The sequence below is a fragment of the Nocardioides stalactiti genome (genome assembly GCF_014180715.1).
In the GTDB taxonomy this organism is placed as follows: domain Bacteria; phylum Actinomycetota; class Actinomycetes; order Propionibacteriales; family Nocardioidaceae; genus Nocardioides; species Nocardioides stalactiti.
Genome location: NZ_JACEFC010000046.1, coordinates 1 through 23,745 on the forward strand (window position 1 = coordinate 1; position 23,745 = coordinate 23,745).

Sequence of the window (23,745 nt, forward strand, 5' to 3'; positions counted from 1 at the left end):
CCCCGGCCCCGCGCGGCGCCGACGCCGTGATCGAGGTCGAGGTCACCGACGCCGGGACCGACGTCGTCACGATCTCTGCGTCCCGCGCGGCCGGCACCTTCGTGCGCCCGGCCGGCAGCGACGTGCGCAGCGGGGACGAGGTGCTCCCGGCGGGCACCGTGGTGGGCCCCGCCCAGGTCGGCCTGCTCGCGGCGCTCGGCGCGCGCGAGGTCGTCGTACGACGACGCCCGCGGGTGCTCGTCTGCTCGACCGGGTCCGAGCTCACCGACGACCCCGTCCCGGCCGACGGCCAGATCCGCGACTCCAACAGCTTCATGCTGGCCGCCGCTGTCGAGGACGCCGGCGGCACCGCGGTCCGCCGGCTCTGGGTCGCCGACGACGTGCCGACGTTCCTGCGCACCCTCGACGCAGAGCTCGTCGGAGCGGACGCCGGTATCGACCTGGTCCTCACGTCGGGCGGAGTGAGCGCCGGCGCCTACGAGGTCGTCAAGGACGCGCTCGCCCCCCGCGGCGTGGAGTTCGCCAAGGTCGCGATGCAGCCGGGGATGCCGCAGGGCCTGGGCCGGTACGGCGAGGTCCCCGTCGTGTGCCTGCCCGGCAACCCGGTCAGCGCCCTGGTCTCGTTCGAGGTGTTCGTGCGCCCGGCCCTGCGGGCCTCGTTCGGCCACCCCCGGCCGTACCGTCCGACGCAGGTCGCCACGCTGACCGAGCCGCTCACCTCGCCCGCGGGCAAGCGCCAGCTGCGGCGCGGCACGCTCGACCGCGAGCACGGGACGGTCGCCCTCTGCGGACCCGCCGGCTCCGGTTTCCTCGGCTGGATGGCCCGGGCGGACTGCCTGGTCGACGTCCCGGCCGACGCCACCGCGCTGGCCGCCGGTGACCCGGTGAGCGTGTGGGACCTCACGTCCTGACCGAGGCCGTTCTCCCGCGTGACCGGCGCGGTGTGAGCGGAAGCACCACGCTCACGTCTTGAGTCCGAGGGCCTCGTGGTGTTGCGCTTGTCCTTCCACGCTTCGCAGTGCCAGGGAGAGAACCATGCCGGACATCAACGACCTCACGACCAACCTGACGAACAAGGGCCAGGACCTCGTCGCCAAGGCGGTCGACGCGGCGGACACCGTCGTCGGTGCGGTCAAGGACGTCGTTCGTGACAAGGCCCCCGCGCTCGGCAACGTCGCCGACATGGTGCCTGACCCCAGCGACGTCGTCGGCCAGGTCACCGCGACGGCCAACGAGCTCCTCTCCCTCGCCCAGGACATCCAGAACAAGGTCGTCGACGCGCTGACGGCCAACGCCTGACCCTGCGCAACCGGGTGGCACTACCCGCTCACGGTCGGGTCACCCTCTCGCCGCTTCACCGCCGCAATGGTTAGGTGGAGGCATGGTCGGACGCATCCCCGTGATCGACGTGATGCCCCTGGTCGACAACGGTCGGCTCCCTGCGAAGGCGACGGTCGGTGAACCCTTCCCGGTCTCCGCGACCGTGTTCCGCGAGGGCCACGACCGGCTCGGTGCCGAGGTGGTCCTCATCGCCCCCGACGGCACCCGGCGCCCACCCGTGCGCCTGCTGCCGGTGCCGGCGGTCGACCGCTTCACGGTCAGCCGCCACAGCGCCTGGGTGACACCGGACCTGCCCGGAGCCTGGTCGTTCGAGATCCACGCCTGGTCCGACCCGGTGGCGACCTGGCAGCACGACGCCGGCATCAAGATCCGCGCCGAGGTCGACGTGGAGCTCATGTTCGTCGAGGGCCGGATCCTCCTGGAGCGGGTGCTCGCGGGCCTGGCCCGGTCCGAGAAGGAAGCGGCCGAGGTGCTGCGCGGCGCCGTCGCGGCGGCGACCGACACGGCGCGGCCCGTCCAGGCTCGTCTCGCCCAGCTGGAGTCGCCCGAGGTGACGTCGGTGCTGGCCGCCCACCCGCTGCGCGAGCTGGTGACCGTCGACGGCCCCTACCCGGCCTACGCCGACCGGCCGCGCGCGCTCTTCAGCAGCTGGTACGAGTTCTTCCCGCGCTCCGAGGGCGCCTACGAGGACCCCACGTCCGGCACCGTCGTGAGCGGCACGTTCGCGACCGCGGCGAAGCGGCTCGAGGGGGTCGCCGCGATGGGCTTCGACGTCGTCTACCTGCCGCCGATCCACCCGATCGGCGAGGTCAACCGCAAGGGACCCAACAACACCCTGACCCCCGGCCCCGAGGACCCGGGGTCCCCCTGGGCGATCGGCAGCCGGCACGGCGGGCACGACGCCGTCCACCCCGATCTCGGCACCCTCGCCGACTTCGACGCGTTCGTCGCCCGCGCGGCGTCGCTCGGGCTCGAGGTCGCCCTCGACCTCGCCCTCCAGTGCGCGCCCGACCACCCGTGGGTGGCCGCGCACCCCGAGTGGTTCACCACCCGCGCCGACGGCACGATCGCCTACGCCGAGAACCCGCCGAAGAAGTACCAGGACATCTACCCGCTCAACTTCGACAACGACCCCGAGGGCCTGGCCCAGGAGGTGCTGCGGGTCGTGCGGCACTGGATGGACCACGGCGTCCGGATCTTCCGGGTCGACAACCCGCACACGAAGCCGGTCGCGTTCTGGGAGTGGCTGCTCGCGCAGGTCCGGGCCACCGACCCCGACGTGCTGTTCCTCTCCGAGGCGTTCACCAAGCCGCCGATGCTCCAGACCCTCGGTGCCATCGGCTTCCACCAGAGCTACACCTACTTCACCTGGCGCACCGCCAAGGGCGAGGTCGAGGACTACCTCCGCGAGGTGGCCGAGGAGTCGGCCCACAGGATCCGGCCGAACTTCTTCGTCAACACCCCCGACATCCTCCACGAGTTCCTCCAGTACGGCGGTCCGGCGGCGTTCAAGATCCGTGCGGCGCTGGCCGCGACCGGCTCGCCGAGCTGGGGCGTCTACGCCGGCTACGAGCTCTTCGAGCACGTAGCCGTCCGACCCGGGAGCGAGGAGTACCTCGACTCGGAGAAGTACCAGGTGCGGGTCCGGGACTGGGAGGCCGCCGAGGCCGAGGGTCGCTCGCTGGCGCCGTACCTCACGCTGCTCAACGAGGTGCGCCGCAAGCATCCCGCGCTCCAGCAGCTGCGCAACCTCGTGATCCATCCCACCGACGACGACGGCATCGTCTGCTTCAGCAAGACCGCCGGTGCTGACAGGGTGATCGTCGTGATCAACCTCGACCCGCATGCGGCCCGGGACACCCTGGTTCACCTCGACCTCGCCGCCCTCGGCCTCGCGCAGGGCTCGTCCTTCACCGTCCACGACGAGGTGACCGGCAGCGACTGGCACTGGGGAGCCGACAACTACGTGCGGCTCGATCCGCGGTCGGAACCCGCGCACGTGCTGGCCGTGAAGGTGGTCCCGTGACGTCGGCGGGTGGGTCGTCGGTGGTCCTGAACGACGAGCCCGAGTGGTTCCGCACGGCCGTCTTCTACGAGGTCCTGGTCCGGTCGTTCCGCGACTCCAACGCCGACGGGGTCGGGGACTTCCGCGGCCTCGCCGAGAAGCTCGACTACCTGTCCTGGCTGGGCGTCGACTGCCTCTGGGTGCCGCCGTTCTTCACCTCGCCGCTGCGCGACGGCGGCTACGACGTCGCCGACTACAACGACATCCTCCCCGAGGCCGGGACCGTCGACGACTTCCACTACTTCCTCGACGAGGCGCACCGGCGCGGCATCCGCGTGATCATCGACTTCGTCATGAACCACACGAGCGACCAGCACCCGTGGTTCCAGGCCTCACGCAGCGACCCCGACGGGCCCTACGGCGACTTCTACGTGTGGTCCGACACCGACGACCTCTACTCCGAGGCGCGGATCATCTTCGTCGACACCGAGCCGTCGAACTGGACCTGGGACCCGGTGCGCGGCCAGTACTACTGGCACCGGTTCTTCCACCACCAGCCCGACCTCAACTTCGACAACCCGAAGGTGCTCGAGGCGATGCTCGAGGCGATGGACTTCTGGCTGTCCATGGGACTCGACGGCTTCCGGCTCGACGCCGTGCCCTACCTCTACGAGCGGCCGGGCACCAACGGCGAGAACCTGCCCGAGACCCACGAGGCGCTCAAGGAGGTCCGCCGGTTCGTCGACGAGAAGTACCCCGGTACGGTCCTGCTCTGCGAGGCCAACCAGTGGCCCGACGACGTGGTCGAGTACTTCGGTCCGGAGGACGACGGCGAGGGCGGCACGATCGGCACCGAGTGCCACATGGCGTTCCACTTCCCGGTGATGCCGCGGATCTTCATGGCGGTGCGGCGCGAGTCGCGCTATCCCATCTCCGAGATCATGGCCGCAACGCCGTCCATCCCGGCGGGCTGCCAGTGGGGCATCTTCCTGCGCAACCACGACGAGCTCACCCTCGAGATGGTCACCGACGAGGACCGCGACTACATGTGGGGCGAGTACGCCAAGGACCCCCGGATGAAGGCCAACATCGGCATCCGGCGCCGGCTCGCTCCCCTGCTCGACAACGACACCAACCAGATCGAGCTGTTCACGGCGCTGCTGCTCTCGCTGCCCGGCTCCCCCGTCCTCTACTACGGCGACGAGATCGGGATGGGCGACAACATCTGGCTCGGCGACCGCGACGGCGTCCGGACGCCGATGCAGTGGACGCCCGACCGGAACGCCGGGTTCTCCTCGGCGACACCAGGCAAGCTGCACCTGCCTGTTATCCAGGACCACGTCTACGGGTACCAGAGCGTCAATGTGGAAGCACAGCTCGAGAGCGGCTCCTCCCTCCTGCACTGGACGCAGCGGATGATCCACGCCCGCCGCAAGCACCCCGCCTTCGGGCTCGGGACGTTCACCGACCTGGGCGGCTCGAACCCGACGGTGCTCTCCTACGTCCGGGAGCACCAGGACGACGTGATCATGTGCGTCAACAACCTCTCCCGCTTCCCGCAGCCGATCGAGCTCGACCTGCGGCGCTTCGAGGGGCGGGTGCCGGTGGAGCTCGTCGGCGGGGTCCCGTTCCCGGCGGTCGGCGAGCTGCCCTACCTGCTCACCCTCAACGGTCACGGCTTCTACTGGTTCCGCCTGACCGACCCCGACAGCGACGAGCGGCCGGTGATCTAGCCCGATGGCGTCCCGATCAGAATCTCTCCTTGCCTACGTCTCCGAAGCGCGGTGGTTCGGCGGGAAGGGACGCGACCTCGCGGTGACCGGCGTCCGACGGCTCTGCACCGTCCCGGGCCGGACGACGCCACCGGTGGTGGTCGACCTCGTCGAGGTCACCTACGCGGAGGGTGACTCCGAGCTCTACCAGCTCCCGCTGCTGCTCACGCCCGAGCCGGACAGCAGCCTCGACGCCGCCTTCGTCGGCTGGTGGGAGGACGAGGAGCACGGGTGGGTGCACGCCTACGACGCCCTCCAGGACCGCGCGAGCAGCAGCCTGTTCCTCGAGGCGCTCGCGACCGAGGCCCCGGCCGACGGGATCTCGTTCGTCCGGGTGCCGGGCCACGACCTCGACCTCGACGCCGTCCCCGCGCTCTTCAGCGGCGAGCAGTCGAACTCCTCGGTCCTCTTCGGCGAGGACTCCGTCCTCAAGTTCTTCCGCAAGATCACGCCCGGCGAGAACCCCGACATCACCACGCACCGCGCGCTGACCGAGGGCGGCTCCGACCACGTCGCCGCGCTCTACGGCTGGATCGGCGCCGAGGGCGACGGCGCCCCGCTGCACCTCGCGATGCTGCAGCAGTTCCTCCGGACGGCGACCGACGGCTGGGAGTTCGCCCTCTCCAGCGTGCGGGACCTGTTCTCGGAGGCCGACCTCCACGCCGAGGAGGTGGGTGGGGACTTCGCCGGCGAGAGCGCCCGCCTCGGCGTCGCGCTGGCCGAGGTCCACGAGCAGCTGAGCGACGCGTTCGGCGTCGGCACGCTCGACGCCGCGACCGTCGCGGAGCAGATGAGCGCGCGGCTCGACGCAGCCACCGTCGTCGTACCCGAGCTCGCTGCACACGCGCCGCGGCTCCACGACAGCTACCGGCGGCTCGCCGACCTCGGCAAGATCGACGTCCAGCGGGTCCACGGCGACCTGCACCTGGGCCAGACGCTGCGCACCATCAAGGGCTGGAAGCTCGTCGACTTCGAGGGCGAGCCGGCCAAGCCGCTGGCCGAGCGGTTGCTGCCCGACAGCCGGTGGCGCGACGTCGCCGGCATGTTGCGGTCCTTCGACTACGCACCGCACGCGATGGCGCGCTCGCTGCCCCAGGACGACCCGGACGCCGACGCCCAGCGCGAGCGCCGGGCCGAGGAGTGGGCAGCACGCAACAAGGCCGCCTTCCTGCGCGGCTACGTCTCCCACGGCGCGAGCGAGGGCGACCCCGTCCTCACCCGCGACGACGGAGCCCTGGTGGCCGCCTACGTCGCCGACAAGACCGTCTACGAGTGCGTCTACGAGGCCCGCAACCGGCCGTCGTGGCTACCGATCCCCTTGGCGGCGATCGAGCGGGTGGGTGCCTCGTGAGCCGCCCCGACCCGGCCGTCGACCCCGCCCTGGGCGATCTCGACCTCCACCTCATCGGCGAAGGCCGCCACGAGCAGCTGTGGGAGGTGCTCGGGGCTCACGTGCAGGACGGCGGCACGACGTTCGCCGTGTGGGCGCCGAACGCCCGCTCGGTCGCGGTCGTGGGCGACTTCAACGACTGGGACGGCAACGCCCACGAGATGCGGACGACCCCGACCGGCGGGGTCTGGACGACGTTCGTGCCCGGCGTCGGCGACGGTGCCTACTACCAGTTCCTCGTCCACGGTGCCGACGGGATCTGGCGCCAGAAGGCCGACCCGCTCGCCTTCGCGGCCGAGATCGCGCCGGCGACCGGGTCCCGGGTCTTCACCTCGACCCACGAGTGGACGGACGACGCGTGGATGGCCGAGCGCGGCCGCCAGCCGGTCGCCGAGCCGATGGCGGTCTACGAGATGCACCTGGGCTCCTGGAAGCGCCATCCCGACGGGCGGTTCTGGACCTACGACGAGCTCGCGGACCCCGATCACGGGCTGCCGTCGTACCTCGCGGACCTGGGGTTCACCCACGTCGAGCTGATGCCGGTCATGCAGCACCCGTTCGGCGGCTCCTGGGGCTACCACGTCACGTCGTACTTCGCCCCGGACGCACGGTTCGGCGACCCCGACGGCTTCCGACGGCTCGTCGACGCCCTCCACAACGCGGGCATCGGCGTCATCCTCGACTGGGTGCCCGGCCACTTCGCGACCGACGAGTGGGCGCTCGTGCGCTTCGACGGGACCGCCCTCTACGAGCACGCCGACCCGCGCCGGGGCTGGCACCCCGAGTGGGGCTCCCACATCTTCGACTTCGGACGCCCCGAGGTCCGCAACTTCCTCGTCGCCAACGCCCTCTACTGGCTCGAGGAGTTCCACGCCGACGGCCTGCGCGTCGACGGTGTGGCCTCGATGCTCTACCTCGACTACGCCCGCGAAGCCGGCGAGTGGGTGCCCAACAAGTACGGCGGTCACGAGAACCTCGAGGCCGTCCAGTTCCTCCAGGAGCTCAACGCCACCGTCTACAAGCGGGTCCCCGGCGTCACCACGATCGCCGAGGAGTCGACGTCGTGGCCCGGCGTCACCGGTGCGACGTCGGGAGGGGGCCTGGGCTTCGGCTTCAAGTGGAACATGGGCTGGATGCACGACTCGCTCGGCTACCTCCAGCGCGACCCCGTGCACCGCGCCTACCACCACGGCGAGCTGACCTTCGCCCTCGTCTACGCCTACTCCGAGAACTACGTGCTGCCGCTGAGCCACGACGAGGTCGTCCACGGCAAGGGCTCCCTGCTCCGCAAGATGCCCGGCGACCGCTGGCAGCAGCTGGCCAACCTGCGGGCCTACCTGGCCTACATGTGGGCCCACCCCGGCAAGCAGCTGCTCTTCATGGGCTCGGAGTTCGCGCAGGACTCCGAGTGGGCCGAGTCCCGCGAGCTCGACTGGTGGCTGCTCGCCGACCCCGGCCACCAGGGCATGCAGGGCTTCGTCCGTGACCTCAACCACCGCTACGTCGAGCAGCCCGCCCTGTGGACCCGGGACAACGACCCCGGCGGCTTCGAGTGGATCGATGCCAACGACGCGGGCCACAACGCGTTCTCGTTCGTCCGGCACGCCGCCGACGGGTCCCCCGACCTGGTCTGCGTCTCCAACTTCGCCAACAGCGTCCACACCGACTACCGATTGCCTCTCCCTCAGGCAGGAGCCTGGTCCGAGCTCCTCAACACCGACGCGGCGTCCTACGGCGGTTCGGGGACGGGCAACCTCGGCACCGTCACGGCCCACCCGGTCTCCGACCTCGAGTCCCGCGCGCCGGGCGGTCGCCCGGCCTGCGCCGTCCTCACCCTCCCCCCGCTCGCGACCCTCTGGCTGCGCGCTCCTGGCTGAGATGGCTTGCCCCCCCTCATCTAGGGTGGGCCTGTGCCCGACCAGCCCGACACCCACCTCGCGACGGTGTCCGACCGGGTCGCGCGGATCCACTGGTCGCCGGAGCTGACCGCGCGCGGCTGGCAGGCCGCCGTCGACGTCGTACGACGGGACGTGGCGGCCGCCTTCCTCGACCACGACCGGGTCGAGGCGCTGGTGGCCGAGGGCGACGACCAGGGACAGCGGATCGCGACCTGGGCCGGGCTGCGGCGCGAGGGCGTCCAGCGGCGGATCGGCGGCGACCTCGTCGTCTTCGCGCGGCTGGCCGACGACGTCGAGGTGCACGAGCCGGGCGGGTTCCGCGCGCTGCTCAACTCCTTCCTGCCCCGCAAGCGCGCGATCAGCCAGATGCTCATCCGGGACACGTCCCCCGAGCCTCGGGTGCTGCTCTGCCAGCTGACCTACAAGACCGACTGGGACCTGCCGGGCGGGGTCGTCGAGGTGGGCGAGTCGCCCCAGGTCGCGGTCGCCCGCGAGGTCGAGGAGGAGCTCGGGCTCGAGATCCCGGCCGGCCCGCTCGTGCTCACCGACTGGCTACCCCCGTGGGGCGGCTGGGACGACGCCCTGTGCCTGGTCTTCGACGGCGGCGCCCACGACGCCTCGATCGTCGAGCGGATCGTGCCGCAGGCCCGGGAGATCCGCACCGCGGAGTTCCTCACCCTCGACGAGATCGACGAGCGCGCCGCCGACTTCAGCGCCCGCCGGATCCGCGCCGCCCTCGCCAACCTCGGCGGCGGACCCGCCTACACCGAGTCGGGTCGCTGACACCGATCCGCATCGCCCCGCGCCACCACCTAGCGCCACCACCGGGCGCCACTTGCGAGGCGCCGACGACCCGTTTCACGCGCGAAACGATCACCCTCTAGGCTCCGCCCGTGCGCACTGCTGTCCTGACATCGCTCCTCGCCGCCGCATTCACCTTCGCGGCGTGCTCCTCCGACGACGGCGCCGAGGAACCGACGACCTCGCCGGCCTCCACGGAGCCCACGACGGAGCCCACGACGGAGCCCACCACGGAGCCCACCACGGAGGAGCCGGTCGTGCCCGCGGACCCGGTCGCGGTGGTCACCGACTGCCTCGCCGCGGCGACGCTGGAGACGGCACCGGAGGACGAGGCGAGGTTCGGCGCGCTGGTCGAGCTCCAGGTCGAGACCGGGACCTTCGAGTACGTCGGGATGTTCGTCTACCCGACCGCGGAGGACGCCGCTGCCGCCCAACCGGTGCTCGACGACGCCGGCGCGACGGACACCGAGGTCAGTGGCAGCGTCGTACTGGCTGGTGCGTCCGGGATGGAGTCCGAGGATCCGGAGAGCGTCGCCGCGATCCGGGCCTGCGCTGCCGCGACGGCTGGCTGACCGCGCCCTCACCGCTCAACGGACGTCCGCGGCTCCGGGTCCCGCACCGCTACGTCCGGACGGAGCGCGACGAGGACACCCAGCACGAGGACCGCGCCGCCGAGGAGCTCGGCGGCGCTCGGCTGCTCGTCGAGGAGCAGCCAGGCCGAGCCGATCGACACCGGCGGGACGAGCAGGATCCACGGCACCACGGCGGCTGACGGGTTGCGCGAGAGCAGGCCGTTGAAGATCGCGTAGCCGACCAGCGACGCGAGACCTGCGGTGTAGGCGGTGGAGACGAGCGCCTCCCACCCGAGTCCGTCGACGGCCTCGCCGAAGGTCGACGGGCCGTCGATCCCGACGGACAGGAGCGCGAGCGGCGCGGGGACGACGACGGCGGACCAGACGGTCAGCGGCAGCCCGCCCTTCACGCCGGAGGCGCGCGAGACGACGTTGCCGATCGCCCACGAGAGCGCGGCCAGCAGGCACAGGGCGAGCGCCACGAGCGGCACGTGCCCGCCCCGACCGAGACCGACGACGAGCAGGCCCACGGTGCCGAGGCCCACCCCCAGGGCCTGGGCCCGGGTCGGCCGCTCGCGCAGCACCCCGGCGGCCAGCACGATCGTCAGGACCACCTGGGCCTGGAGCACCAGCCCGGCCAGTCCGGCGGGCATGCCGGCGGCCATCGCGGTGTAGAGGAAGCCGAACTGGCCGAGCGACATGAAGAGCCCGACGGCCGCGACGACCCGCCACGGCGCCTCGGGTCGCGGCACCGCGACGACCGCGGCCGCCACCACGAGGAAGCGCAGCGCGGCGAAGAGCAGCGGCGGGACGTCGCCCATCCCCCACTCGATGACGACGAAGTTGAAGCCCCACAGGGACGCCACCAGGGCGGCGAGGTGGCAGTCACGGCGGCTCACCCCGCCATCGTCGCCCGACTTCACCATGAAGGACCAGCGAACATTGATGCCGTATTCCATGTAGCATCGCTGCATGATCGACCTGGCGGCCCTCGCCGGCCTCCGCGCCGTCGCCACCCACGGCTCGGTGATCGCGGCGGCCGAGGCCACCGGATTCACACCGAGCGCCGTGTCGCAGCAGGTCAAGCGGCTCGAGCGCCAGGTCGGCGTACCGCTCCTCGAGCGGGTCGGCCGCGGCGTCATGCTCACCAGCCACGGCCGCCACCTGGTCGAGGTGGGCGAGCAGGTGCTCGCCGACCTGGAACGGCTCGAGGCCGACCTCCAGCAGCGCGCCGGCGTGGTGACCGGGTCGATCCGCCTGGTGGCGTTCTCCACCGCGATGCGCGGCCTGGTCGCGCCCGTCGTGCGACGGCTGCGCGACACCTACCCCGACCTGCGGCTCACCCTCGACGAGCGCGAGCCGTGGGACGCCGTGGACCTCGTCGCCGCCGGGCAGTGCGAGGTCGGCATCGTCCACCGCTGGGGAGGGGTCTCGTTCGCGGTCCCGGACCACGTCGCGACGACCCGCGTGGCCGACGACCTGGCCGACCTCATCGTCCCCCGCGACCACCCGCTCGCCGACCGGACCACGGTCACCCCGCACGACCTGGCCGACGTCGACTGGATCGCCACCCCGGAGGGCACCATCTGCCGCCAGTGGCTGCACCGGATGTACGACGGCACCGGCCGGCCGCCCCGGATCGCCCACGTGTCGATGGAGTTCGAGTCCCACCTCGCGCTCGTCGCCGCCGGTCTCGGCGTCGCGCTCGTCCCGCGGCTCGGCCGCGCGCCCCTCGGCCCCGACGTCGTCGCCATCGGCCTCACCGACCCGGTCCCCACCCGGCTGGTCGACGCCCTCCACCGGCGGACCATGGCCGACTCCCCCGCCGTACAGGTCGTCCTCGACGCCCTACGCGGACGAGTGGGGTAACTCAGTGTTCGCGAGCCTGACCGGCGCCTGCGCGTCGAGGACCTCGCGGGCGAGCAGGGTGGAGCCGACGACGGCTGCGGGCATCATCAGGACCGCGCCGAAGGGGATCAGGAAGCAGAGCTGGACCACGGCGCCGAAGCCGAGCATCGTCGAGCGGTGGCCGGCAAGGAGCGCCTTCTGAGCTGCCCGGTCCATGCCGCGCGCCTCGAGCGCGCGCGAGACCAGCTCGCCGGCGAGCAGCCGGCCGGCGACGACGACGCCGAGGACGGGACCCAGGATCGGGCCGATGACCGGCACCAGGCCGATGGCGAAGACCATGACCGTCGTCGCGACGCCGAGCGCGATGAGACCGAGGCCGTCGATCGCCCCGCGGATCCAGCCGACGCCCCGCTCGGGTACGTCGCCACCGAGCGTCCGCTCGGTCTCCTTCCAGATCTTCTCGTAGAAGGGATCGCCGACGGCGAGGGTCAGGCCGGTGAACGTGACCATCGAGAGGAAGAACGAGCCCAGCACGAGGGCGACCCCGAGACCCACGCGCAGGATGCCCTGCCAAGGGTCCGACCAGTCGTCGGCGAACGGGGTGGCCCAGCCGACCAGGTCGTCGACGTAGACGAGCAGGGTCACGATCAGACCGAGCAGGACGAGGAGCACCAGCGCCGCCGGCACGATCCCCAGCAGCATCAGGGCGGGTCGTTCCCGCCACATCCGCATACCGCGGACGAGGAACCCGGCCCCGTGCGCGAACCCGCTGGCCACCCCGTTGCCCGCCCTGCTCAGAACAGTGCCGAGGCGAGGGCCTGGCGGCCCTTGAGGACCCGCGGGTCCTCGTTGCCGACGGCCGCGAAGAGCCCGACGAGGTGCTCGCGCACGCGGTCGCGCTCCTTGTCCGCCGTACGACGGACCAGCTCGACGAGGCGGGCGAACGCGTCCTCGACGTGGCCGCCGAGCAGGTCGAGGTCGGCGACCATGATCTGCGCGTCGACATCGTCGGGAGCGGCTGCCGCTGCTGCCCGCGCCGCGTTGAGGTCGACGCCCTGGGTCCGCTGGAGGATCTTGGCCATCGCCAGGCCGGCGGTGGCCTCCGCGTCGGCGGGGTTGCCGTCGACGAGCTTCTGGTACTCGGCGACCGCGGCGTCGATGTCACCCGACGCGAGCGCGTCCTGGGCCGGGGCGTAGCGCGGGTCCGGACCGGCGTCCTCGTCGCCGTCGGCGAGCGCGGGGGCGAGCGGCTGGTGACGGCCGGTGATGCCCTGGGCGGTGAGCTGCTGGCCGAGCTGGTTGAAGAGCGTGCTCAGCTCCTCACGCGTCACCATGCCGGGGATCGGCTGGATCGCGGGACGACCGTCGAGGAACACCATCAGCAGCGGCACGGGCAGCTGCGGGAGCTGGCTGGCCTGGGCGATGACCTGGGCGATCTGCGGGACCGCGTCGACGTCGACGAGGCCGGCGAGGAAGCGCCCGTCGTACTGGTCGACGAGGTCGGCCACGTCGGCCGCCATCTCGCTGCTCTCGGGCGCCTGGGACGGCGAGTGGAACACGAGCACGACCGGCGCGGTCGTGGAGGACTGGAGGACGCTCTGGAAGTTCTGGTCGTCGACCGCGACCGCGTAGGCGCCGGCTGCACCGGCGGGGCTGCCGCCGGCGGGGCTGCCGCCGGAGGGTGCGGGCGGTTGGGGCGCGGGGCGCTTGAGGGCGGAGAGGTCGATCGCTCCCCGACCGGCGAACGGCTGCTGCGTCATGCGGCAGAGTCTATGAGTCGGATTCAGGCGTCGGGCTTGTAGTCCCCCGCCGCGACCCGGACCGGGCGCAGCAGCTCGGACAGCGTGCCGTGCTGGTCGCCCTCGAGCATGTCGAGCGCGAAGCCCGCCTCGACCAGGTCGGCGGTGGCTCGCTCGACCAGCTCGCGGCCCGCCGGAGTGATCTCGGCGAGCACGGCGCGACCGTCGTCGGGGTGCGGGAGCCGGCGGATCAGTCCGCTCGCCTCGAGGCGACGCACGATGGAGGTGACCGACGTGGGATGCACCTGGAGCCGCTCCCCCATCTTGCCCAGCGGCAGCGAGCCGCGGGAGGAGAAGACCAGCAGGACCAGCGCCTCGTAGCGGGCGAAGCTCAGCCCGTGCGGCTTGAGGAGGCTGTCGAGACGCGCCAGCACCAGCTGTTGCACGCGCATCAGGGAGGTGACGGCGTGCATCGCCGACACTGCACCCCAGCGCCGCTCCCACTGGTGGGCGGCTTCGTCGATGGGGTCGAAGGGCAGCATCAAGGCTGAACCCTAGCGCGGGTCAGAGCCCGAAGCGGTCCTTGTTCGGCGGCACGCCGTCGGCGCGCAGCCACACCTGGAAGAAGCGGTCGAGCTCCTTGCCGGAGACCGTCTCGGCCATCGCCTCGAATTGCTCGGACGTCGCGTTGTCGGCCCGGTTGACGTCGACCCAGCGGCGCAGCAGGCGCCGGAAGTCGGCGCGGCCGATCTTGTTGCGCAGCGCGGCCAGCGTCATCGCGCCCCGGTCGTAGACCGCGGTGTTGAAGAGGTTGTGCAGCGCCGGGCCGGGGTTGGCGATGTTGAGACGCCAGAAGCCCCGGACGTCCTTGTAGTAGCTGTAGTAGTCGCGGAGGGTGCGGTTGGTGGTAGCGCCGCCCTGGACCTCGCGCCAGCGCCACTCCATGTAGCTCGCGAAGCCCTCGTTGATCCAGATGTCGCGCCAGCGCGCCACCGACACCGAGTCGCCGAACCACTGGTGCGCGATCTCGTGGACGACGATCGTGAGCGGCATGTTGGCCGGGTACGTCGGCCGCGACTGGTTCTCGAGGGCGAACCCGACGTCGAGGCCGGTCACGACGCCGCCGGTCGTGGCGAACGGGTAGTCGCCGAGCTCGTCTTGGAGCCAGGCGGTGATCCGGGCCGACTGGCGCATCAGGTCGAGGTTGGACTTCGTCTCGCTCGCGCCGAGCTGCTCGGACACCGCGTTGTAGTAGCGGATCCCGTGGGCCCGGCCGGACTCGATCGCGAAGTCGCCGGCGGCGAAGAACGCGAGGTACGTCGTCATCGGCTGGGCCATCCGCCAGTGGGTCGTGGCCTGGTCGCCGTCGACGGTCCGGCCGACCCGCACGCCGTTGCTGATGACCTCGCGGCCGGCGGCGGTCGTCACCCGGATGTCGTAGGTGGCCTTGTCGCTGGGGTGGTCGTTGCTCGGGAACCACCAGGCCGCCATGTGCGGCTCGTTCATGAGGACGACCTCGCGGTCGTCGGCGAGCCAGTTGCTCTCACCGTTCCAGTCGAGGTCCGCGGGGACGCCCTGGTAGGCCACCGTCACCTCGACGGGGGTGCCGGCCGGCAGCGCACCCGGAGGCGTGACGGTCAGCTCGTGCTTGTTGGGCTTGTCGAACTCCGCCTCGACGCCGTCGACGAGCACGCTGTCGACCGCGAGCAGCAGGTCGAGGTTGAACGACGTCAGCCGGACCGACGGCACCAGTGTGACGGTCGTGGTCCCCGACAGGTGACCGTCGCCGAACCGGTAGGTGTCGTGGATGTCGTAGTGCTGCACGTCGTAGCCGACGTTGCCGTCCATCGGGTAGTACGGGTCCGGCACCTGCGGTGCCACCGCGGGCGCGGAGACGGCGATCGAGCCCGTCGCCACGGCGCCGACCAGGCCGATCGAGAACAGGGACAGGACCCGGGAGAGACGCGGCACGCGACCAACCTAACCCGGCGCCCCACACGCCCCGAAAATGCGTTGCACCCCTGCCCCAGCACCCACGACCATGGAGGCTCGACCTGCGCGGGTGCGCGGGTGCCGTCCGAGAGGAGCGTGACATGTCCATGACTGTCCTTGGCCTGTCCGCAGACCACACCTTCTCTCACCGGAGCACCCACCACCATGTTTCTGGAGCACCCCTCCTTCCCTCCCGCTCAGCCGGCTGACGCCGACCCCGCGCTCGACCCGCAGTTCGTCTTCGACTTCGTCGCGTACGACGACCTCGGCGACGGTCAGCGCTGGTCGACCTGGCTCGACGTCGAGCCGCTCAGCCGCGGCCCCGAGCCGCGCCCCGACTGGGTCGTGACCTCGCAGGGCGCGATCGACACCGACCTCGGCATCCTCAAGACCGGCAAGGAGGCCGACGTCTTCCTGCTGGAGCGCGCCGATCCCCACGACCCCACGCAGTCCGTGGTGATGGCGGCCAAGCGCTACCGCTCGCCCGAGCACCGCTCGTTCCACCGCTCGGCCTCCTACACCGAGGGCCGCAGCATGAAGCGCTCCCGCGACGAGCGCGCGCTCAAGCGCAAGAGCACCTTCGGCCGCGAGGTCGCCGCCGGCGAGTGGGCGGTCTCGGAGTGGTCGGCGCTGGTCCGCTGCTGGGGGCTCGGGCTGCCGGTCCCCTACCCGGTCCAGATCGACGGCACCGAGCTCCTCATGGAGTGGGTCACCGTCGACGGCGAGACCGCCCCGCGGCTGGCCCAGACCCGGCCCGACGCCGCGCTGCTGGCGTCGTACTTCGACCAGCTCCGGGACGCCCTCGGCACCCTGGTCCAGGCCGGGCTCGTGCACGGCGACCTGTCGCCGTACAACATCCTGGCGGCGGGTGACCGGCTGGTCATCATCGACCTCCCGCAGGTCGTCGACCTGGTCGGCAACGCCGCCGGGTTCGACTTCCTGCTGCGCGACTGCACCAACGTCTGCGAGTGGTTCGTCCGGCGCGGGCTCGAGGTCGACCCGCAGGAGCTGTTCAGCGACCTGATGGCGCACGCGTTCTAGGCGAGGATGCCCGGGCGGCCGAGCGCGTGCCGGCCGTTCTCCACGAGCGTCGCCTCGGGGGTGAGCGGGTGGAACTTCACGGCCCGGAAGTCGCGGTAGGCCCGCTCGATCACCGAGCCCTTGAAGAACCCCGGCCCGCCGGCGACGTCCATCGCCAGGTCGCAGACCTCGAGGCCCGCCTCGGCGATCTCGGCCTTGGCCGTCATCACGGCCAGGTAGGTCTCGTGGCTCGGCGTCGTGTCGTCGCCGACCGCGGCGAGCGCGGCGTCGAGGGACCAGCCGGCCACCTGGAGGCGGTGCCGCATCCGGCCGACCTGGCGCTGGACGAGCGGGCTGTCGGCCTTGGGTGCCGCGGCAGCGACCGCTGCCTCGTAGGCCGCCTCGGCGATGCCGAGGTAGGCGCCGCAGACGATGGGGAACGCGACCTGGGAGATCACCTGGAGCGGCGCGTCGACCACGCCGTAGGGCCGGTTGGCCAGGACCCGCTCGTCGGGGACGAAGACATCGTCGATGACGATGTCGTTGCTGGCCGTGCCGCGCATGCCGAGGGTGTCCCAGTTGTCGGCCACGGTGACGCCGTCGGCCGCGATCGGGACCGCGACGTTGAGCACCCGCTGACCCTGCTCGGGGTCGTCGAGCACGAACATCGTCGACATCACCGTCGCGTGGCCGGACTGGCTGGCGAACCGCTTGTGCCCGGACACCCGGTAGCCGCCGTCGACCTTCACGGCCTCGCCACGCGGGTGGGTGTAGTCGCCGCCACCGGTGGAGACGAGCAGGATGCCCTCCTCCGCCACCCGGCGCAGCGTGGCCTCCGCCCCGGGGAGCCCCCGGCGGTAGCGCCACGCGGTGAACGCGACGACGTGCTGGTGCATCGAGCTGGCCAGCGCGGTCGAGCCGCAGTGGCGGCCGAGCTCGCGCTGGATCGCCGTGAGCTCGCGGACGGTCGCGCCGTCACCGCCCAGCTCGACGGGGACGGCGGCCTTGAGCAGGCCCGCGTCGCGCAGCGCGTCGTACGCCTCGGCGACGAAGGAGCCCTCGACGTCGTGCCGAGCGGCGTGGGCGGCGAGGACGGGCCCGAGCTCGGCCGCGCGAGCAGCGAGGCCGGCGGCCGGGACGGCGGAGGAGGTGGGCGAAGGAGCGGTCGCAGTGGTCATGGGTCCACTGTCGATCGGCCGGGGCCGCGCAACTAGTCCAAGATCGCGACCTGGGGGGTCCAGATTCACGACCAAGGCCGGACTGAAGGTGCGATCATGCCGTCATGCCTGACTACGGGGACTACTGCCCGGTGCAGATGGCAGCCGAGGTGGTCGCGGACCGCTGGACGCCTCTCATCATCCGCGAGCTGGTGCTCGGCAACACGCGCTTCAACGACATCGCCCGAGCGATGCCGGGGATGTCGCGCTCCTTGCTGGTCCAGCGCCTGCGCCACCTGGAGAAGAAGGCCGTCGTCGAGACCTGGCCCTCGCCCACCGGCCGCGGCAGCGAGTACCACCTGACCGCCGCCGGCCAGGACCTCAGCCGGGTCATCGACGTGCTCGGGCGCTGGGCGATCGAGTGGCTCTTCGACGACCTCCGGCCGCACGACGTGCCGCCGACGACGCTGATGTGGTGGATGCGACGCCGGGTCAACCCCGAGGCGCTGCCGCCGGCCCGCACCGTGGTGGAGTTCCGGCACACGGCCCCTGAGCCCCAGACCATCTGGTTCGTCCTCGACCGGGGCGACGTGTCGGTCTGCCACCAGCACCCCGGCTTCGAGGTCGACGTGGTCGCCACGGCGACGACCGCCGAATTCGCCGACGTGTTCCAGGGCTACCGGACCTGGCAGGAGGCCGTCGCCGAGGACCGGATCGAGGTGCTCGGACCGCCCCGGCTCACCCGCGCGCTGCCGCGCTGGTTCCTGTGGAGCCCCTGGGCCGAGGTCACCCGCGAGCGCGCCGACCGCGCCGCTGCCGGATGAGGCGGGTCCCCGACCGGGTCTCGCTGCACGCGTCCTGCCCCGCCGACCCCGGCCGCGACGGCCTCTACACCGCCGACGAGCTCTACGACGCCACGCCGTACGCCGCCTCGCTCGACGCCCGCGCCTACGCCTGGGCGCTCGCGGAGCGCTCCCCCGAGGCGCTCCTCAGCCGCGCGCTCCACGACGAGGGCATCGACCAGGCGCTCGGCCGGTGGTGCGAGGGCCGGCACCTGGTGGGCGTGATGGGCGGCCACGCGGCAGCCCGCGGCAGCCAGGACTACCTCGACGCGGCCCGACTGGGGCGGGTCCTCGGCAGCCGCCACACGGTGGCGACCGGCGGCGGCCCGGGGGCGATGGAGGCGGCCAACCTCGGCGCGTCGCTCGCCCACGCCGACGACGCGGTGCTGGAGGCCGCGGTGACCGCCGTGGCCACGGTGCCGGGCTTCCGCCCCTCCGTCGACGACTGGGCGGCCAGCGCCCGCCGCGCGCAGGCCCTCGGGCCCGAGCCGAGCCCCACCCTGGGCGTGCCGACCTGGCACTACGGTCACGAGCCGCCGAACCTGTTCGCCACCGCGATCGCGAAGTACTTCCGCAACGCCCAGCGCGAGGCGATCCTGCTCCAGGTCTGCGACGCCGGGATCGTCTTCCTCCCCGGCGCCGGGGGCACCGTGCAGGAGGTCTTCCAGGACGCCTGCGAGAACTACTACGCCGATCCGGACGACGTCGCGCCGATGGTGCTCGTCGGCCGACGCTACTGGACCGAGGTCCTGCCCGCCTGGCCGCTGCTGCGGGCCCTCGCGCAGGGCCGCCCCATGGAGCCCCACGTCCACCTGGTCGAGACCGTCGACGAGGCCGCCGCACTCCTCGACGTGTGACGACGAGCTCCTCGCGCGGTCAGGAGGCGAGCAGCTCCACCCGCCGGGTGATGACGGCGCGGTAGTGGCCGAGGAGCTGCTCGTTGATCGCCTGCCACGAGCGCTCCTGCACGCTGCGGATCGCCGCCGCCCGGATCCGGTCGCGGGTCGCGCGGTCGCTGACCAGCCGGTCCACGGCCGCGGCCATCGCGGCTCCGTCCCCGGGCTCGTAGAGCAGTCCCGTCACGCCGTCGCAGACGACGTCGACCGGACCGCCGCGAGCGGGCGCGACGACCGGTACGGCGGAGGCGAGCGCCTCCTGCGCCGACTGGCAGAACGTCTCGTGGCGCCCGGTGTGGACGAACACGTCGAGGGCGGCATAGGCACGGCTCAGGTCCTGCCCGTGCAGCAGCCCGAGGAACCGGGCGTCCGGCAGCAGGCCACGCAGCCGCTGCTCCTCGGGCCCGGTGCCCACGAGCACGAGCTGGAGCCGCGGGTCGTCGGCGAGGTGGGTCAGGAGCTCGAGCTCCTTCTCGGCGGCGAGCCGACCGACGTAGCCGACGATCATCCGGCCCTCCGGGGACAGCTCACGGCGCAGCCCCTCGTCGCGGTGCTTCGGGTGGAACGCGTGCAGGTCGACGCCGCGACCCCACCGCTCGAGGCCGGGGATCCCGAGCTCGAGGAGCTGTGCCAGGCTGGCCGTCGACGGCGCGAGGGTGCGGTCCACCTGGACGTGGATCTTGCGGGTCAGGGCCGCCGCCGCGCGGGCGCCGCCCGGGACGTCGTACCGCTCGGCGAAGCCGACGAGGTCGGTCTGGTAGATCGCGACCGTCGGGATGCCGAGCTCGCCCGCCGCCCGGGCGGCCTGGTAGCCGAGGGTGGCCGGCGAGGCGATGTGGACGACGTCGGGGCGGAACCGGAGCATCACGGCGCGGAGCCGGCGCCGCGTCTCCAGGCCGATCCGGAAGTCCTTGTAGAAGGGCAGGTTCGCTCCGCGGGCGCGGGTCACCCGGAAGCCGGCGTAGAGGTCCGGACCGGTCGGTGCGACCAGCTCGGCCTCGTGGCCCTCGGCAGCGAGGTGCTCGAGCACCCGGCGCACAGAATTGGTCACTCCGTTGATCTGCGGGAGGAAGGACTCGGAGACGACGAGGACGCGCAGCCGGTCGCCTGCGGGCGACGAAGCGGGCGACGAAGCGGGCCGGAGGCTCAGAACCGTGGTGTCGACCATGGCGCCGACGCTAGGAAGGAGCGACCAACGACCGGGAAGGCCGACACGAGCCCGGCGTGACCTGCCGATGAACAGGAGGTCTGGACCAGCGTGACCTCGGTCACCCTCCGCTCGTTACATCTGCCGTGAAGTTGTCACGTCGCGACCTATTCCGTGCTGGTGCCATCGCTGGAGGTGTCGCCGCCGCAGGCGCCGGCGCCGTGGCACTCCCCTCCCTGGCCCGTGCCGCCGTCACCGCGCGCACGACCCTGAACCGGACCCTCAAGCCGGGTCCACCCAATGCCCTGGGCTACTCCAAGATCGTCGCCGCCGCCGGCGAGGTCCGCCAGGTGCGCACCGACCTCGGCGTCACCGCCCAGGCGGGCCGCACCATCCGGCGCCGGGGGCTCCAGGCGTTCGTCCAGTTCAGCGACATCCACATCGTCGACGACCAGTCGCCGGCACGCGTGGAGTGGGTGGACCGGTTCGAGACGCCCGGCCTGTTCTCCTCGTCGTACCGTCCCCAGGAGATGCTGTCCGCCCAGGTCGCCGACGCGATGGTGCAGGCCGTCAACGCCCAGAAGAAGGGCCCGGTCAGCGGCCTGCCGTTGGCGTTCGCCATCGAGACGGGCGACAACTCCGACAACTGCCAGTACAACGAGATCCGCTGGAACATCGATGTGCTCTCCGGCGGCGTCATCCGGCCCGACAGCGGCAGCACCGCCGCCTACGAGGGCGTGGCCGACAACAACGTCCTCTACTACGACCGTCACTACTGGCACCCGGACCCGGTCCCGGCGGGCAAGAAGGCCGACAAGTACAAGGCCGAGCACGGCTTCCCGACGGTCCCCGGCCTGCTCAACGCGGCGCGCCGGCCGTTCACGGCCCCCGGGCTCGACATCGAGTGGTACTCCGTCTTCGGCAACCACGACGGTCTCGTGCAGGGCAACTTCCCGCACACCCTCCAGCTCTCCACGCTCGCCGTCGGGCCGCTCAAGATCATCTCGCCGCCCGCCGGCGTCAGCGACGTCGACGTGCAGGACGCGCTGACCGACCTCGACCCGCTCCGGCTGGTCGACGACCTCGTCGTGTCGCCGTACATCCGCCCGGTGACGCCCGACCCGAAGCGGCGCAGCGTGACCCGCAAGGAGGTCGTCGAGGAGCACTTCACGACGACCGGTGCCCCCGTCGGCCACGGCTTCACCGACACCAACCGGACCGACGGCACGGCGTACTACTACTTCGACAAGGGCGACTTCCGGCACGTCGTCATGGACTCGGTCAACCCCAACGGCTACGCCGACGGCTCGCTCGACCCCGACCAGTTCGCCTGGCTCAAGGCGACCATCGAGGCCGCTGCGGGCAAGGCGGTCATCGTCTACAGCCACCACACGAGCTCGACGATGTCGAACCCGCTGATCCTCACCGGCGGCGACACGGGCCTCCCCCGCGTCCTCGGCGGCGACGTCGTGACCTACCTGTTGACGCAGGCGCACGTCATCGCGTGGGTCAACGGCCACACGCACAACAACTCGATCAAGGCCCACAAGAACGCGGCCGGCACCGGCGGGTTCTGGGAGATCAACACGGCCTCCCACATCGACTACCCCCAGCAGGCTCGGATCATCGAGGTCCTCGACAACAAGGACGGCACCTGGTCGATCATCACGACGATCCTCGACCACGCCGGCCCGCCCAACCGCGGCACCGACCTCAGCAGCACGTTGGCTCTCGCGAGCCTCAGCCGCGAGCTCTCCGTCAACGACCCGCAGAACAACCTGGCGTCCTCCACGGGGACCCCGCAGGATCGCAACGTCGAGCTACTGATCGACAACCCGCTGGCCTGAGCCGCCCGCCCGGCACCCGCCTCCAGCCCCTGACCCCCTGGGTCAGGGGCTGGTCGCTATCTGGACCCGATAGCTGCTCTCCGGTGGCTCCACGACCCACGCGGCGACCGCGCGGCCCGGCGCTCCGGCGGCGGTGTGCGCGGCGACGATCCGCTTGTACGGTGACAGGCTCTGCAACCGGCCGAGAGCACCGTCGAGGGTGAAGCTCCGCCCCTGGATCCGGATGCCGTCGGGGTTCGACGTCCACACGACCGTGTACTGCCCGGGTCCGGTCGTCGCAAGGAACGGGAAGCTCGCGTTGTAGGTGGTCGGGGTCAGCCAGAACGCGGTCCCGAGGGTGCCGTCTGCCCGGAACCGGCGGGCCCGCAGCCGGTTGACCGACACGAATGTCTCGTAGACCACGACCCCGCCGCCGCTGCCGTCGGTCACGACGTTGGCCTCGTCGATGTCGAGCTCGCTCGTCGCCGAGACCAGCACCGGGGTCCCCCTGACCGAGGCCTTGGACAGGGTTCCCGCGAACACGCGGTAATTGCCGGCCGCCTCGTCCCACTGCTCCCAGGTGACGACCGCGTCGCCGTCGGCGTCGATGCAGACGTTGGCCTCGCGCGCCGGGCCGGTGGCCGGCGACATGGTCCGGATCGGACCGAGCGACCCGTCCGGCCTGATCATCCGGGCCTGGATGGACAGCTCGCCGTTGTGGTGGATCCGCCACGCCACCACGGTCTGGCCGTTGGCAGCCGTGGCGTGCGGGATCGGCGAGGCGAAGGAGTCCAGGTGGAGGTTGGTGACCGGGGTGACGGCCACCGTCGTGCCGAGGACCGAGGTCTTGGTCATCGTGCGCGTGGCGATCTGGTCGTCCCCGGACTGGGTCCACAGCAGCCGCGCCTTGCCGGTGGCGTCGAGCTCGACGTGGCCGTGGTTGGTGGAGGCCGAGGCAGGGGCTACGGTCCGCAGCGGTCCCAGCGCGGTCGCCGTCACGGTCCGGGCCACGATGGCAGGACTGCTGAAGGACTCTGCCGACTCCATCACCACGTAGCCGACGCCGTCCTCGGTGAGCGCCACGTCGTTGGGATAGCTGTCGTACCCGACCGGCGAGATCACCACCGTGCGCGGCGCGGAGCCGTCGCCCGGGCGGAATGACGCCCGGGTGCGGTAGTCCGCGCCGTCGTAGTACCACCACGCCACGAGCACGTCGCCCCGCGCGTTGATCGCCACCCGCGGGCTGCGCGAGTCGACCCCGTCCGGGGTGAGGTAGCGGGCCGGGCTGAAGTCCGCGTGCGCCGGCTGCGGGAGCAGCACCACGATCGTCGCGACGGCCGTTCCGGCCGCGGCCAGCAGTCGTCGAACTCGTCGTCCGGGACGTCGGAGGGGCACAGGGGACCTCTTCCACCAAGGGCCCCGGACACCCGCCTTACACAGTCAAGCCGACCTTAACAACTCGGGACCGCCGAGAGGATCGATTCGTACGAGACCGGGGC

Annotated in this window: 21 protein-coding genes; 13 read left to right on the forward strand and 8 right to left on the reverse strand. The window is 71.9% G+C overall.

Annotated elements, in window-relative coordinates; all coding sequences use genetic code 11:
* The 8 genes from H0487_RS11070 to H0487_RS11100 form a co-directional block, all read left to right on the forward strand.
* The coding region (locus H0487_RS11070) for a molybdopterin molybdotransferase MoeA (RefSeq protein ID WP_183094293.1) at positions 1 to 911 on the forward strand (911 nt) is incomplete at its 5' end.
* Between the two features lie 124 nt (positions 912 to 1,035).
* Complete coding sequence (locus H0487_RS11075) at positions 1,036 to 1,299, forward strand: hypothetical protein (protein ID WP_183094294.1); 264 nt, start codon at positions 1,036 to 1,038, stop codon at positions 1,297 to 1,299.
* A gap of 82 nt (positions 1,300 to 1,381) precedes the next feature.
* Entirely contained in the window at positions 1,382 to 3,367 is a 1,986-nt protein-coding gene (locus H0487_RS11080; protein WP_183094295.1) for an alpha-1,4-glucan--maltose-1-phosphate maltosyltransferase, read from the forward strand.
* Positions 3,364 to 5,079, forward strand: coding sequence for a maltose alpha-D-glucosyltransferase (treS, locus tag H0487_RS11085; protein ID WP_183094296.1), 1,716 nt, complete (start codon positions 3,364 to 3,366; stop codon positions 5,077 to 5,079). The genes H0487_RS11080 and treS overlap by 4 nt, the downstream gene beginning before the upstream one ends.
* 4 nt (positions 5,080 to 5,083) lie before the next feature.
* Entirely contained in the window at positions 5,084 to 6,469 is a 1,386-nt protein-coding gene (locus tag H0487_RS22900) for a maltokinase N-terminal cap-like domain-containing protein (protein ID WP_220793308.1), read from the forward strand.
* 29 nt (positions 6,470 to 6,498) lie between these two features.
* Positions 6,499 to 8,385, forward strand: a complete 1,887-nt coding sequence (gene glgB / locus H0487_RS11090) for a 1,4-alpha-glucan branching protein GlgB (RefSeq protein WP_220793313.1) — start codon at positions 6,499 to 6,501, stop codon at positions 8,383 to 8,385.
* A 33-nt stretch (positions 8,386 to 8,418) separates the two neighbouring features.
* Entirely contained in the window at positions 8,419 to 9,189 is a 771-nt protein-coding gene (locus tag H0487_RS24280; protein ID WP_183094298.1) for an NUDIX domain-containing protein, read from the forward strand.
* 110 nt (positions 9,190 to 9,299) lie between these two features.
* Entirely contained in the window at positions 9,300 to 9,779 is a 480-nt protein-coding gene (locus H0487_RS11100; protein WP_183094299.1) for a hypothetical protein, read from the forward strand.
* A gap of 8 nt (positions 9,780 to 9,787) precedes the next feature.
* On the opposite strand, the gene H0487_RS11105 is transcribed toward H0487_RS11100, so the two are convergent.
* Positions 9,788 to 10,738, reverse strand: a complete 951-nt coding sequence (locus H0487_RS11105) for an EamA family transporter (RefSeq protein WP_246383382.1) — start codon at positions 10,736 to 10,738, stop codon at positions 9,788 to 9,790.
* 13 nt (positions 10,739 to 10,751) lie between these two features.
* Here H0487_RS11105 and H0487_RS11110 point away from each other — a divergent pair, with 13 nt between their 5' ends.
* Positions 10,752 to 11,648 carry a LysR family transcriptional regulator gene (locus H0487_RS11110; protein ID WP_183094300.1) on the forward strand — a complete coding sequence of 299 codons (897 nt, stop codon included), beginning with the start codon at positions 10,752 to 10,754 and terminating at the stop codon, positions 11,646 to 11,648.
* Here H0487_RS11110 and H0487_RS11115 read toward each other — a convergent pair.
* From H0487_RS11115 to H0487_RS11130, 4 genes are read right to left on the reverse strand one after another with little or no spacing between them, the layout of a single operon-like run.
* Entirely contained in the window at positions 11,628 to 12,404 is a 777-nt protein-coding gene (locus tag H0487_RS11115) for an EI24 domain-containing protein (protein ID WP_220793309.1), read from the reverse strand. The genes H0487_RS11110 and H0487_RS11115 overlap by 21 nt on opposite strands.
* A gap of 17 nt (positions 12,405 to 12,421) precedes the next feature.
* Positions 12,422 to 13,387 (reverse strand): co-chaperone YbbN, encoded by a 966-nt coding sequence (locus H0487_RS11120; RefSeq protein WP_183094301.1) that lies wholly within the window; start codon positions 13,385 to 13,387, stop codon positions 12,422 to 12,424.
* A 23-nt stretch (positions 13,388 to 13,410) separates the two neighbouring features.
* Positions 13,411 to 13,908, reverse strand: coding sequence for a MarR family winged helix-turn-helix transcriptional regulator (locus tag H0487_RS11125; protein WP_183094321.1), 498 nt, complete (start codon positions 13,906 to 13,908; stop codon positions 13,411 to 13,413).
* A 22-nt stretch (positions 13,909 to 13,930) separates the two neighbouring features.
* Entirely contained in the window at positions 13,931 to 15,337 is a 1,407-nt protein-coding gene (locus H0487_RS11130; RefSeq protein WP_183094302.1) for a M1 family metallopeptidase, read from the reverse strand.
* Between the two features lie 186 nt (positions 15,338 to 15,523).
* Between H0487_RS11130 and H0487_RS11135 the strand changes: the two genes are divergently transcribed.
* Positions 15,524 to 16,399: a serine protein kinase RIO gene (locus H0487_RS11135; RefSeq protein ID WP_183094303.1), complete on the forward strand. Its 876-nt coding sequence runs from the start codon at positions 15,524 to 15,526 to the stop codon at positions 16,397 to 16,399.
* Here H0487_RS11135 and H0487_RS11140 read toward each other — a convergent pair.
* Positions 16,396 to 17,556 carry an acyl-CoA dehydrogenase family protein gene (locus H0487_RS11140; RefSeq protein ID WP_183094304.1) on the reverse strand — a complete coding sequence of 387 codons (1,161 nt, stop codon included), beginning with the start codon at positions 17,554 to 17,556 and terminating at the stop codon, positions 16,396 to 16,398. The two genes, H0487_RS11135 and H0487_RS11140, sit on opposite strands and share 4 nt — an antisense overlap.
* Positions 17,557 to 17,660: 104 nt before the next feature.
* On the opposite strand from H0487_RS11140, the gene H0487_RS11145 reads away from it, so the two are divergent.
* The gene (locus H0487_RS11145) at positions 17,661 to 18,359 is read left to right on the forward strand and encodes a winged helix-turn-helix transcriptional regulator (RefSeq protein WP_183094305.1); all 699 of its coding nucleotides are present in this window, start codon (positions 17,661 to 17,663) and stop codon (positions 18,357 to 18,359) included.
* Complete coding sequence (locus H0487_RS11150; RefSeq protein ID WP_183094306.1) at positions 18,356 to 19,234, forward strand: LOG family protein; 879 nt, start codon at positions 18,356 to 18,358, stop codon at positions 19,232 to 19,234. The genes H0487_RS11145 and H0487_RS11150 overlap by 4 nt, the downstream gene beginning before the upstream one ends.
* Positions 19,235 to 19,253: 19 nt before the next feature.
* Here H0487_RS11150 and H0487_RS11155 read toward each other — a convergent pair whose 3' ends face one another.
* Positions 19,254 to 20,441 carry a glycosyltransferase family 4 protein gene (locus tag H0487_RS11155; RefSeq protein WP_183094307.1) on the reverse strand — a complete coding sequence of 396 codons (1,188 nt, stop codon included), beginning with the start codon at positions 20,439 to 20,441 and terminating at the stop codon, positions 19,254 to 19,256.
* 200 nt (positions 20,442 to 20,641) lie between these two features.
* Between H0487_RS11155 and H0487_RS11160 the strand changes: the two genes are divergently transcribed.
* On the forward strand, positions 20,642 to 22,267 hold the full coding sequence (locus H0487_RS11160) for a TIGR03767 family metallophosphoesterase (RefSeq protein WP_220793310.1): 1,626 nt from the start codon (positions 20,642 to 20,644) through the stop codon (positions 22,265 to 22,267).
* Positions 22,268 to 22,309: 42 nt separating this feature from the next.
* On the opposite strand, the gene H0487_RS11165 is transcribed toward H0487_RS11160, so the two are convergent.
* On the reverse strand, positions 22,310 to 23,641 hold the full coding sequence (locus H0487_RS11165) for a hypothetical protein (protein ID WP_183094309.1): 1,332 nt from the start codon (positions 23,639 to 23,641) through the stop codon (positions 22,310 to 22,312).
* Positions 23,642 to 23,745 lie beyond the last annotated feature (104 nt).